This is a genomic window from Gordonibacter faecis (assembly GCF_030077735.1).
Classification (GTDB): Bacteria; Actinomycetota; Coriobacteriia; order Coriobacteriales; family Eggerthellaceae; genus Gordonibacter; species Gordonibacter faecis.
On record NZ_JASJEU010000022.1, the window covers coordinates 14,710 to 26,822 of the forward strand.

Genomic DNA, 12,113 nt, shown 5'->3' on the forward strand with positions numbered 1-12,113 from the left:
TCCCTGCCACAAGGTCCTCGCTCATCTGACCGGGTGCTAAGCGTTTTTGACATGCCCCTGCTATTTTTCTGCCCTGTCGCCTTCTTTCACACCCGAGGTATTACAATGGAGGTACCTTGACAGGGTGTGCTACTGGCTCCCCCTGAGCCAACCACTACAACAAGGAGCAGATGAAATGGGCAACGACAAGTCGGACAACGTTTCGGCTCAGCATCATACCTACGTCATCGACCGCACCTATCGCGTCGTGTACATGGACAAAGCCGCGCACCGCGTGTTTCCCGCGGGGCAGGTGGGCCTGCGCTGCTACGAGTCATTCCGCGGGGCAAGCGAGCCGTGCGGCGACTGCCCGTGGCAGCGTGAGGGGAACGACAGCTCCACGCAAACGGTCATTTTCAGCGCAAACCGCAACACGTGGTTCGAAATTACCTGCCTGGAAGTGGACTGGTTCAACGAGGGACCCTGCGTCCTGTTTTCCGGCCGCCCGGTTGAAGACGGCAGCCGCAGCCTGTTCTCCACACTGAGCCAGCCGTCGTCGTATGACGAGCTGTTCGAACTCAACCTGACTGGCGACGCGTACAAAGTGCTGTACACCGAGCCCGACAAGTACGTGATGCCAGCCTTAGAAGGCCAGCTCAGCGTTATGTTTGAAGACGTGTTGGAGCACATGATTCACCCGGAGGACCGCGGACGGTTCCAAGAATTCTGGGAATTCGGCACGCTGCTTGCCCGCATCGAGCGCTCGGGCGGAATCCTGCGTGGCGAATTTCGCAAGCGCCTCATGCGCGGCGGCTGGGGCTGGGCGTCCCAAACGTTGGTGCCCGTGAAGCGTGGCGAAGCTGGCGAGACGGTGGTGATGTGCTTCATCGCCGATATTGATGCCGAGGTGAAGGCACGCAAGGGTGAATTTGAAAGCACGCAGATTCTGCAACTGAAAGAGCATGACCAGCTGACCGGCCTCTATAACGCCGTCACCTTTTACGAGCGCGCCGAGGCGCTGGTGAAACAACATCCCGAAGACCGCTTCGAAGTGGTGTATTTGGACATAGAGCACTTCAAGCTGTACAACGAATGGCACGGACGCGACGCGGGCGACATCATGCTGCGCGCCATCGCCGAGCGATTCGCGTTTGGCGCCGAGTGCTGTGGCGGCGTAGCGGGGTATCTCGGCGGGGACGACTTCGCCATAGTTCTGCCTGCAGGCACGGTGACTGAAGCGGCCGTCGAACATGATTCCCGCAGGCCACCCTTCGATTCTGAGGATACGATAGGCTTCCAGCCCGCTGTCGGTGTGTGCACTATTGAACCCGGCGACTCAGTGGGCACCGCGTGCGACCACGCCATGATAGCCATGGCCTCTGTCAAAGGTATCTACGGCAAGCGCATTGCCTGGTACGAAAATTCCATGACCGAAGAGTTGGAAAGCGAAACAAAAACGCTGCTTGAAGTGCAGCGGGCGCTGGCGAACCGCGAATTTGTGCTGTATTGGCAACCCCAGTGCAGCACGCGCACGGGGCGCATCGTGGGCCTGGAAGCACTCGTGCGCTGGCAACACCCGCGGCGCGGCCTGGTCATGCCCGGCAGCTTCGTGCCCGTGCTTGAGCGCAACGGGTTCATCGCCAGCCTGGACTTATACGTGTGGGACGAGGCGTGCCGCCAGCTGCGCGCATGGATCGACCGCGGCGAGCAGCCGGTGCCCGTGTCGGTGAACATCTCGCGCGCCGATTTGTACGCCATCGATGTGGTGTCCACCTTTGAGGAACTACTGCAGCGCTACGGGCTGGACCACCATCTGCTGGAACTGGAAATTACGGAGAGCGCCTACGCCGAAGACGAGCGCATGACCACCACCGTGGAGCGCCTCAAAGAGCACGGCTTCACCATTTTGATGGACGACTTCGGCAGCGGCTACTCGTCGCTCAACATGCTGAAGGACGTCAACGTTGACATCCTGAAGATTGACATGGGCTTTCTCAACCGCGCAAACGAATCGAAGCGCAGCGAAAGCATTCTGGAAGCCGTCGTATCCATGGCGCGCCTCATGGATTTGCGCATTATCGCCGAGGGCACCGAGACGAAAGAGCAGGTGGACTTCCTGCAAAGCATCGGCTGCGACTACGCGCAGGGCTACTACTTCTACCGGCCGATGAGCACCGAAACGCTTGAGGCCCTGCTTACTCAGGAAGGCGTCGTTGACCTGCGTGGTGTGCTGAGCCCCACGATGGAGCTCATCGACATGAAAACGCTGCTGCGCGACGACGTGACCAGCCGAGCCATCATTGACAGCTTGGTGGGAGGCGTTGCGGTGTACGCCGTTTACCCCGACCGCTTCGAATTGTTGCAGGTGAACAACGCGTACTACCGCGTCACGGGCTGCAACGCCGTGGATTTGTGCGAGCGGCAAAAACTCATTTCTCGTCAGGTGCACCCCGATGACCTGCCGATTGTCATTGACATGTTCAACCAGGCAGAGCGTCACCCCGTCACGGGGGCCGAGGGCACGTTTCGCCGCTATCGCCTGAGTGGCGAACTTATGTGGATGCACATGAAGGCGTTCTTCCTGCGCCACGAACAGGACCGCTCCCTTTTCTTCTGCTCACTAAGCGACGTGACAGAGCAAGGGCACCACAGAGACGAAGATGCCCACGGGAGCATGGACGGGCAGTAGAACACCTGCGTGCAGCGATTGGCACACCGTCGCGCGGAGTTGGCAGGCAAAGGGAGGACCCCTTGCCCGACGCTACAGCCCCAGACCCACGGTCATGTGCATCAGGTAGAACGCGAATCGCATGACGAAGATGCCCGCCAGCGCCAGCACGCACGCAACAACCGCACGCTGCACGCTCAGGCGGCGTGCGCCCGCCGCCTCACCCGTGGGCGCACGCCCGAAGAGCGCTTGCGCATCCAGCGCCACACCGCCCAGCGCCAGCACGCCGAACGCGGCAATCATCAGGCCATAGTACGGCACGAGGTCAGCCGCCGTGAGGTAGGCGTTCTCGATGTTCGGCAAGTCGGCGCTCTGGAGGCCGAACGACACGAGGTTCGCCACCAGGGCCACCCCGGCCAGCACCACCAGCGCGCGCCCGAACGATCCCTCGGCCGGCTGATAGCGCGCCGCGCTCAGGCCCACGAGCGCCAGCAGCGGGCCACCCACCAGCGCATTCAGCCACAAGTTCAGCGGCACATACACCGTGTACCACGAGATGATGGTGTCAGCCGCGTAGGCAAACGCCACCGCCGTGATGAATACCACGCCCGCCACCAGGGCAAGCGCCATCCACACGCGCATGAGGCCCACACGCGGCCGCTCCGAAAACGAGTAGAGCCAGTACACGCCCGCCAGCGCCAAGAACACTACGGCGCAAAACACCTCGGTGGAAAGCGGGCTGCGCCCCACGCCCAGAAACACGTAGAGGGCGTTGGCCGGGTTGCCGAGGTGCGTGGCCGAAGCCACCAGCCCCACCATGGACGTGACCAGGGGAATGCTGAGGAAGCGCTGGATGCGTTGGCGCACGTCGGCATTAAGCCCGCCGCGCACAAGCGGCAGGCCCATGAGGATGAACGCCATCACGCCCGACGGCGCCAGCGTCGTGAACAGCACCAGGGTAATTTCACCAAGCGCGTTGTTCAACCCCGTAATCACAGCCAACTCCTAGCGGTAGTACCTCGGGTAGCTCACCTCAAGTGCAAGGGCGCTTTGGATACCCTCCAGGCTGGCCTTCGCTAGTTGCGCGAGGCCCTGGTAGAACGGCTGCTCGGCCGCCGCGGCCAGCTGCTCAAGGAAGTGCGACGACCACGTGAGCACATGCAGGCGCAGAAAGTCGTCCAGCACCTCGGGACGGTTGCGGGCAATCCAGGCCATCAGCACCAGCAGAAGTCCGATATGATCCTCGGGTGTTTTGTCGTCGTCAAGTCGTTGAATGCCCTGTTCACGCATCCACGCGCGCAACGCCAGCGTGCTCTCGCCAAACACGACGCACTCCCGGTCGGTGTACACCGAACCCCACGGCGGCGCCGGCTTCGCAGCCGGGCCAATGAACAGACGGCGGTATTCCCACACGAGGTCGTCATCCATCGTGCCTTTCGCCAGGCCTTCCTTCATGAGGCCCAGGTCGCGCTGCGCCTCGTCCGTATCGACGAACGGCCACTCGCCCGCCGCCGCGTCCGCGTCGAGCGCGGCCAGCGCCTCAAAGGCCGCTCCCGCGTCGCCCTTCACCGGGTCCTGCAAGAAGAACGGCCCCAGCGTCTCACCCACAAAAGCAATGCTTTCCAGCACGGCTTCCTTATTCTCATCCATGTCCCACTCCTCTCAAAAAGCAAGCAAGGTGCGCCCATTGTAGCGCACCTTGCTTCGATCAGCGTATGTCGTCAGCCAACGGTTGCGGCATCCTCAGAAAGCCTTAGAAACTGAGGCCCACCGACAGCTGCACCGCGTAAAACACCAGGCGAGCGAGGAAGATACCCACCACGGCCAGCACGGTGCCCACGCCGGCCAGCGCCACCGGGCTCTTGCCCATGAGCGCCACGATGTTCGCCACCGCTGCCGCCAGAAGGCAGATCACGGCCGCCACCAGGTAGGTCATAGCCGCAGCCACCAAGTCGGCGCCAGACACGAGCGGGTTCACCATATCATTCACGCCCATAACCTGAGCGCAGAAGCCCGCGACCGCCAGCAGCGCGCCCACGACAACCACCACGAGCGCGGCCATCTTGAACGAGCCCTTCAGCGCGTCGGTGAGCGAGCCGGCCAGACCCAGCACCAACGTACCCAGCGGCAAGCCACCCACCAGGGCAAAGCCCAGCATCTGCACGATAACCAGCGGGCTGTTCCACGAGGCGATAGTCTCCATCATATACGCCATGCCGGTAAAGCAGGCGAACACGATGGCGGCCAGGGCCACCACGGCGGCGAAGCCCTTGCGTGCGCCACCCTGCAGCTTGCCGGCCAGCGCCACGATGACGTACACCACAGCCAGCACCACGAAGAGGGAGCCCACCAGAATCTCGTTCGACAGCGGCGAGGAACTAATGCCCGCGAACACACCCACCGCATGCATGGGCGATGCCAGGTGGAAGAACGAGGCGGCGAAGCCCACAAGCACCACCACGAGCGGAATAAGCGTCATCTGGTCAATCTTCTTCAGCTGCTCATCCGTGAACTTCGTGGTGAAGAAGGCCAGGGCAAGCGCGATGAACGCGCCGGCACCCATCGGAGCCAGGGTCGTGAACAGCGCCAGAGGCAGTTCAGCGAATGCGGCCTCCATGCTACATCACCTCCAGGGGATTAACGACCTTGCCATCAGCGCTACCCGCCGGCTTGGCATCCGCGGAGGGCTTGATGTAGAGGTTCGGGTTCGTGTACGTCGGTTCGGGCAGAGGCGCAATGTTACCGCGCTCGCCCATCTTGGCCATTTCCTCAACCGTGCCGAAGTCAAGCGCACGGGCGGGGCAAGCCTCCACACACACCGGCTTCTCGCCAGCGGCCACGCGCTCGGCACAGCCGTCGCACTTCACCGAGTGGCCCTTTTCGCGGTCCACCTTCGGCGCGTTGTACGGACAGGCCATGTGGCAGTAACCGCAGCCCACACACTTATCGGCATCCACCATCACAAGGCCCGTCTCATCATCCTTGTGCATAGCACCGGTCGGGCACACCTTCGTGCAAGCCGGGTCGTCGCAGTGGTTGCACGACAGGGACAGCGGGTAGCTTCCACACGTGCTTACAATGCAGCCGTTCGCGTCCTTCGTCGTTTCACCGTAGGTCACTTCGTACACCTTGCGGTACGCCGTTCCCACTTTCAAATCTTTATAGTCTTTGCAGGCCATCTCGCAGGTTTTGCAACCGGTGCAGCGAGTGCCGTCGAAAGAAAATGCATAGTGCGTCATAACGTAACCCCTTCCTTTCCTCGCCGCCGCTAGGCCTTCGCAACTTCGCAGATGTTCGTGTGCTGCGGGTTGCCCTTCGACAGGGGCGAAGGACGCTGGGTGGTCAGCGTGTTAATACTACCGCCCTGGTCAACGCCGTTCGCGTCCGCTTCAAACCAAGCGCCCTGCGACACGGCCACCGTACCCGGAACCACGCGAGGCGTCACCTTAGCCCACAGCTCAATCTCGCCGAACTCGTTCTTCACGCGCACACGGTCGCCCTGAGCGATGCCGCGCTGCTCCGCGTCAGCCGGGTTGATCCAGGCCTCCTGCGGGTTGACTTCCTTAAGCTCGGGCATGAAGCCCCACGACGAGTGGATGCGACCGCGATAGTGGAAGCCTGCCAGGACGAGCGGATACTCGTCGGTCGTGGTTTCAACGCCGTACCATTCGGGCAGATACACCGGAATAGGAGGCATGGTGTCCATACCGGGCAGCGTGTCGTCGGCCTCAAGTTCCCAGCCTTCGGTGAACTCAAGTAGCTTCTCGGAGAAGATTTCAATCTTGCCGGACGGCGTGGTCAGCTTGTTGGCCACCGGGTCGTCGCGGAACTTCTTCATGGACACAACCGGGTCGTGCTCTTCGATATAGACGCCCATTTCCACAGCCTCTTCCCAGGTGGGAAGCTTCGGGCTCTTCTCGCGAGACTTCTCGTACTGCTCTTTAATGCGCTCTTCCTCGGTCTTGCCCTCGGTGAACTTGTCGGCCACGCCGAAGCGCTCGGCCATCATCGTGGCCATCTCGTAGGCCGTCTTGCGCTCGAACTTGGGCGTGGTGCACGCCGTGCCCGTAATCATGTAGCCCACATCGGAGCCCGTGGAAATCTGCGAGGTCTGCTCGAAGCGGAACAGGTCGGGCAGCACTACGTCGGAGTACATCATGGAGTCGCACATCACCGTGTCAATACCCAGAATGAACTCGCACTTCGTGTCGTCAGCCAGAATCTCGTGCGCCTTGTTGATCTGCGAGTGCTGGTTCGTCAGGCAGTTGCCAGCGTAGTTGATCATGTACTTGATGTTCGTCTTCAGCTTGTCAGCATTCTTCACACCCGCGTTCTTCGAAGTCATCTCGGTGCCGTGGTCGATGGCATCGGTGAACAGGAAGCACGGAATAGACGTCTTCACGGGGTTCGTACCGGCCGCCATCGACGTGCTGGTGGGGCTGGTGCGGTCTTCACGCGTGCCGTTGTTCGTGCCGGGCAGACCAATCTGACCAACGAGGCAAGGAAGCGTCATGATAGCCCACGCCGTCCACTCGCCGTTGCTGCGGCGCTGCGGGCCCCAACCCTGATTCACATAGAGCGGCTTCGTCGTACCAATTTCCTCGGCCAGGCTTTCGATGCGCTCAGCAGGGATGCCGGTGATCTTCGCGGCCCACTCAGGCGTCTTTTCCACCATGTCGTAGCCCGTGCCCATGATGTAGTCGTAGTAGGACATGTGCTTGCCCTTGTACGCCTCGGGCATGGTTTCCTCGTCGTAGCCCTGGCAATACGTGTGCAGGAAGTCCAGGTCAACCATATCGTTCTTAATCAGGTAATGCGCGATGCCCGCCACCAGTGCGGCATCGGTGCCCGGGTTGATGGGCAGCCACTGATCGGAGTGACCCATGATGGAGTCGTTCATGCGGTAGTCAATCATGTAAATTTTCGCACCCGTGCGCTCACGCAGATGCACCCAGTCATAGTGCGTGGTCAAGCCACCCTGGCGCGTTTCGGTGGGGCTGGAGCCGAAGATGAGCACCAGCTTGGCGTCCTCAGCCGTCTTGAACGAGCTGCCACCGTTGCCCTTCGAACCATACATATAGGGCGTGATGCAGGAGATCTGCGCGGTGGAGTAGCTGTTATAGAAGTTCAGATAACCGCCGATCAAGTTCAGGAAACGGTTGAACGGGCGCGAGGTCGTAGCCGACACGCCAGTGGCGTAAGGCACGTACACGGCTTCGTTGCCGTACTTTTCGATAACTTCCTTCAGCTTGTCGGCCGCGATGTCGATGGCCTCGTCCCAGCTGATCTGCTCGTATTTACCCTCACCACGCTTGGTGCCTTCCACTCGCTTCATGGGGTAGTTGATACGATCTGGGCTGGCAAGCCAACGGCGATAGCTACGGCCACGCAGGCACGCGCGGGGCTGGGGATCGTCGAAGCCCGCATCCTTGCTGGTATAGGTATCCACCCACACCACTTCGTCATCCTGCACATGGAACTTCAGGCTGCACCTACCCGGGCAGTTGATGGCGCAGTGGCCCCAGGTGATGGTTTCCTCGGTTGCGGCGTGCGCTGCGGGCACGCCTGCGCCGAAGAGTGAATCGGTCGCGGCGACGGTTCCGCCGACGGCAGCCAGCGCACCGAGCGCGCCTGTCGTCTTCACAAACGTGCGGCGGCTCAAACTCGGCATAGTGTCTGACATACTCTCTCCCCCTTCTAAGCTTCCTCGATTCGCCCGGCGGCTCCCGCGTCGGGCGTTGTGTCGCGTGTCGGTCGATCGACGAACACGCGACGGTTATGCAACGCGGCACACAATACACGTGCGGGTGAATCGCTTGTCACATAAAATGTGGTAATTTTTCGTTTGCGCAGGTCAATTAGCAGTATGTGACATGGTTTCGGGTGACATCAGCGCGCGGTTGCACCGCTTAGGCTATACTGCACAGCGCATCGTAAATGAGAGAACAGAGGGGCATTGCAGCTGTCCGCCGTTATCAGCATACTGAAGCCGAACGTGACATCGCTGGGCTACGCGCTGTTTTTGGCCATTAACGCGGCAGGCGTGTGGGGCGGCGTGTTCCCGTTTTTGCCCATGGGATTCCAAACGCCCGAGATTGTGTTTTGGTTCTTTTTGGCACAATCGCTCGTGTTCTCGGTGAGCTACTTCGCAAGCGCGTTCGGCGTGTATTTCTTCCCCGGGCCCACGCGCCGCTTCATGGTAATGCTGGCGTCCGCGCCCTACTTTTTGGGATGGTGCTGCCTCATTGCAGCTATCTACGTGGACGCATTGGCACTGCCTTTGGTAGTAGCGGGCGGCGGACTTCTGGGGCTGGGGTCGGCGGGCTTCTATATGTTGTGGCAGCGGCTGTTCGCCAGCTTGGATTCCGACCGCGGCAACCGCGACCTCATTGTGGGCACGGCCTACGCCGCAGTGATGTATTTCGCGCTGTACCTTATTCCCGAGGCCGTGACGGCGTATTTGATTCCGCTGGTGTTTCTGCCGCTGTTCGGTCTGGCCATTGTGCTGAAGGGACGCGAAATTGACCGCGACCAACCCATGTTCCAGGACGTGCCGCGCGACCACCCGCAGGTGTATCGGCGCGTTCTGCGCGACTACTGGCGCAGCGCGTTTTGCGTGGGCGCGCTGGGGTTCTGCACCGGTATTATGCGCTCGCTAGCCATTGCCGAGCCGCAGGTGGGCGCGCTGGTGAACGCGCTTTCCATGGCGGGCTCGCTGGTGGCGGCTGTGGCGGTGCTGGTATTGTGGCAGTTCAAGAACCTGCGGCTGAACGTGGTGGGTGCGTACCGCGTGGTGTTCCCGTTTGTGATTACGTCGTTTCTACTGTTGCCGTTTTTGGCGACGAACTACGCGCAGTGGCTCGCGGCCATTCTGTATGCGGTGTACAGCGTGGCCATTATGCTGATGATGATTCAATGCGCGCAGGCCTCGCGCGACCGCGGCATCAACCCGGTGTTTGTGTACGGGTTCTTCGGGGCCATCGTGTACACGCTGCATGACGTGGGCTTTATCGGCGGCTCGTTCGCCGAGCAGATTATGATTACGGGCATTGAGCCCTTGGCTGTGGTTGCGTTGGCGGCCGTGTATCTGTTAGGACTCATGTACTTTGTGGGGCAAGGAGGCTTCCGTAAGATATTTGAACGCAACGACGCGGAGAACATTGAGTTGGTGGCCCTGCGCCCGCTGGGGAAGAGCGGGAAGAACGCTGGGAGCGCGAGCGGGGGCGCGGGGGCGAGCCGGGGCGCGCTGGCGGGCACTGGCGCGAGTGCGAGCGGGACTGCATCGGCGGCCGAAGCTGCGATCTCCGATGCGCGGCCGCCTTTCGACGAAGCACAAGCAGGTGCCTCACTGGCAAGCAAAGCCGCCGCCCGCACCCAACGGCGCCACGACAGTGGCTTCATCTACCAGGACCGCATCTCCAAGCAGGCCGAACTGCTGCGCCAACACTATCGCTTAAGCGCCCGCGAGACCGAGGTCATGGAACTCATCGCCCGCGGCAACACGGTAGCCCGCATAGCCGAGGACCTCGTGGTGTCCGAAAACACCATCCGAACCCACTCCAAACGCATCTACGCCAAACTAGACATCCACAAAAAACAAGACCTCCTCGACCTCATAGACTCCTTCAACCCCAACGACCTGGAGGACTAGCCCCACCCTGTCGCCCCTCCGCGACACACGTCTCTCACGCTCAACTGTCGAAATGTCTCTTTTTGAAATAATTCCTACGGAGTGCAACCTTTTGGGGTGAGGGGGCGTTTATCCGGGCAGAGTTACTTTTTCTAGGAGGGCTGGTATGGACGAGAAGGAGTTCTTTGTTCGGTATACCTCGTTGGTGCGTGAGGTATGCGCCCCGGAGCGGTTGAAGCGGGAGACGTGGGAGCGGCTCGTACGTGAACATGGCGGGGCGGCAGTGCCGTCAGATCACCATTCCCAGGAGGAAGCGCCTCGTGAGTCGATTGGTGCATAGCGAATTTACGGTCAGCGTCGAGGACGCCATCGACGAGTGGGGCGATGCCGTGTTGCGGCTCGCGCGCCGCCGCATGGGCAACCAGGCCGATGCCGAGGATGTGTTCCAAACGGTGTTTTTGCGCTTGCACCAAAACGCCAGCGTCATAAACGACGCGACGCATCTGAAGTCGTGGCTTTTGCGCGTCACCGTCAATTGCTGCAACGACCTGCATCGGAAGAACAATCGCGATACCAGCGTGCCACTGGAAGACCACGACGCGCCCTCGGAGCCGGAAGAGGATCTATCGCTTGCCGAGCAGCGTTTTGCACCACGCCGTGGACGAGCTGCCCGAGGGCCAGCGCACGGCCGTCCATCTGCACTACTTCGAAGGGTATTCCACCAAAGAGATAGCCGCCATTGCGGGCGAGAGCCCCGCAACCGTTCGATCACACCTGTTCAGGGCTCGCAAGGCGCTGAAGAAGGCACTGGAAGGAGCCGACGATGAGCAAGCATGACATCCGCGCGGCCTACGCACGAATAGAAGAGCGCGTGAGCGTTTCGGAGAATTTGAAGCGCCGGACGTTGGAAGCCATAGCAGCAGATGAAGCCGCTCAGCGCGCAGGCACGCAGGCCGCCGCGGGTGGGACGCGTGAGACGGATGAGACAACCGCCCGGCGCGTTGCGCGCCCCGCCGCACGCGAACGCCGCGCCCCACAGCGCCGATCAGGCGGAACAGCCGTCTTGGGAAGGCCCCTCATCGCAGCGGCGGCGTGCCTTGCACTGGTCGTAGGCGTGGGAGCCCTCGCTGCAACGGGATCGTTCGAGCGCCTGGCCGCTTCGTTTACTGGCAACTACTTTGAACTGGCATACGCCGACGAGGGCGAGCTTTCCAACGGCGGCATGGCCGTGGGCATCAACAACTTCTTCCCCACCCGGACAAGCGCAGGCTACCGGTATGACCCGGAAACCAAAAGTGCCGACACCAGCGTGGCAGTGGCCAGCCGCACGTATAACCTGAACCTGACCTGCACTGGTGGTAATATTCGCTCGATTACGTACACGGCGGAAGGCCCCGACGCGACGTTCGGTAGCTGGACCGTACCCGACGCGGACGCAGCAACCATTGAGGTTGAAAATGGCCACACGTTCACGGTGGACTACACCCGCCAGAACCCCGAGCGCCTCGTGCGGGAACTCAATCTGAACTACGTGCTGGATGCCTCCTCCAAGCAGGAGTTCGACCGCTTGTATGAGGAAGCCCATGGAGAAGTTGCCGCCGATAACAGCGACATCGAAGCCATCCTCGCCCGCTGCGATGCCGAGCGCCTTGCGCGCACCACGCTAACGCTGACCGCCACCTTCCATGACGGCTCCACGCAAACGAAAACGTACCGCATAGAACCCGCCGCCGACTACACGCAGACCTGCCTCGCGTACCACGAGGCGAAACAAGCTGCTGGTGAAAACGGCCCGATTGAAGCGCCCGCGCTGATCACACTCGTAGAGCGGTAGAA

Annotated in this window: 9 protein-coding genes and 1 pseudogene; 5 read left to right on the forward strand and 5 right to left on the reverse strand. The window is 61.3% G+C overall.

Annotated features, from left to right (window positions below):
* Positions 1 to 175 precede the first annotated feature (175 nt).
* The gene (locus tag QNJ86_RS10790; protein ID WP_283832635.1) at positions 176 to 2,668 is read left to right on the forward strand and encodes an EAL domain-containing protein; all 2,493 of its coding nucleotides are present in this window, start codon (positions 176 to 178) and stop codon (positions 2,666 to 2,668) included.
* A gap of 72 nt (positions 2,669 to 2,740) precedes the next feature.
* On the opposite strand, the gene QNJ86_RS10795 is transcribed toward QNJ86_RS10790, so the two are convergent.
* The 5 genes from QNJ86_RS10795 to QNJ86_RS10815 all read right to left on the reverse strand — a co-directional run bounded on the left by QNJ86_RS10795 (position 2,741) and on the right by QNJ86_RS10815 (position 8,330).
* On the reverse strand, positions 2,741 to 3,643 hold the full coding sequence (locus QNJ86_RS10795) for a dimethyl sulfoxide reductase anchor subunit family protein (RefSeq protein ID WP_283832636.1): 903 nt from the start codon (positions 3,641 to 3,643) through the stop codon (positions 2,741 to 2,743).
* Positions 3,644 to 3,652: 9 nt separating this feature from the next.
* Positions 3,653 to 4,297, reverse strand: a complete 645-nt coding sequence (gene dmsD / locus QNJ86_RS10800; protein WP_283832637.1) for a Tat proofreading chaperone DmsD — start codon at positions 4,295 to 4,297, stop codon at positions 3,653 to 3,655.
* 103 nt (positions 4,298 to 4,400) lie between these two features.
* Positions 4,401 to 5,264, reverse strand: coding sequence for a dimethyl sulfoxide reductase anchor subunit family protein (locus QNJ86_RS10805; RefSeq protein ID WP_283832638.1), 864 nt, complete (start codon positions 5,262 to 5,264; stop codon positions 4,401 to 4,403).
* A 1-nt stretch (position 5,265) separates the two neighbouring features.
* Positions 5,266 to 5,886: a 4Fe-4S dicluster domain-containing protein gene (locus tag QNJ86_RS10810; protein WP_283832639.1), complete on the reverse strand. Its 621-nt coding sequence runs from the start codon at positions 5,884 to 5,886 to the stop codon at positions 5,266 to 5,268.
* A gap of 29 nt (positions 5,887 to 5,915) precedes the next feature.
* On the reverse strand, positions 5,916 to 8,330 hold the full coding sequence (locus tag QNJ86_RS10815; RefSeq protein ID WP_283832640.1) for a DMSO/selenate family reductase complex A subunit: 2,415 nt from the start codon (positions 8,328 to 8,330) through the stop codon (positions 5,916 to 5,918).
* Between the two features lie 273 nt (positions 8,331 to 8,603).
* Here QNJ86_RS10815 and QNJ86_RS10820 point away from each other — a divergent pair, with 273 nt between their 5' ends.
* The 4 genes and pseudogenes from QNJ86_RS10820 (at position 8,604) to QNJ86_RS10830 (ending at position 12,111) form a co-directional block, all read left to right on the forward strand.
* Positions 8,604 to 10,298: a helix-turn-helix transcriptional regulator gene (locus QNJ86_RS10820; RefSeq protein ID WP_283832641.1), complete on the forward strand. Its 1,695-nt coding sequence runs from the start codon at positions 8,604 to 8,606 to the stop codon at positions 10,296 to 10,298.
* 248 nt (positions 10,299 to 10,546) lie between these two features.
* Positions 10,547 to 10,855: pseudogene (locus QNJ86_RS13935) on the forward strand (RNA polymerase sigma factor); the annotation flags it as partial.
* A 52-nt stretch (positions 10,856 to 10,907) separates the two neighbouring features.
* Positions 10,908 to 11,114, forward strand: coding sequence for an RNA polymerase sigma factor (locus QNJ86_RS10825; RefSeq protein ID WP_283832642.1), 207 nt, complete (start codon positions 10,908 to 10,910; stop codon positions 11,112 to 11,114).
* Positions 11,101 to 12,111, forward strand: coding sequence for a hypothetical protein (locus QNJ86_RS10830; RefSeq protein ID WP_283832643.1), 1,011 nt, complete (start codon positions 11,101 to 11,103; stop codon positions 12,109 to 12,111). The genes QNJ86_RS10825 and QNJ86_RS10830 overlap by 14 nt, the downstream gene beginning before the upstream one ends.
* Positions 12,112 to 12,113 lie beyond the last annotated feature (2 nt).

What these genes read in the sequence shown, in the direction of transcription:
- QNJ86_RS10790 (WP_283832635.1), top strand. Translation starts at nt 176, where the DNA reads ATGGGCAACGACAAGTCGGACAACGTTTCGGCTCAGCATCATACCTAC.
- dmsD (WP_283832637.1), bottom strand. Translation starts at nt 4,297, where the DNA reads ATGGATGAGAATAAGGAAGCCGTGCTGGAAAGCATTGCTTTTGTGGGT.
- QNJ86_RS10805 (WP_283832638.1), bottom strand. Translation starts at nt 5,264, where the DNA reads ATGGAGGCCGCATTCGCTGAACTGCCTCTGGCGCTGTTCACGACCCTG.
- QNJ86_RS10810 (WP_283832639.1), bottom strand. Translation starts at nt 5,886, where the DNA reads ATGACGCACTATGCATTTTCTTTCGACGGCACTCGCTGCACCGGTTGC.
- QNJ86_RS10815 (WP_283832640.1), bottom strand. Translation starts at nt 8,330, where the DNA reads ATGTCAGACACTATGCCGAGTTTGAGCCGCCGCACGTTTGTGAAGACG.
- QNJ86_RS10830 (WP_283832643.1), top strand. Translation starts at nt 11,101, where the DNA reads ATGAGCAAGCATGACATCCGCGCGGCCTACGCACGAATAGAAGAGCGC.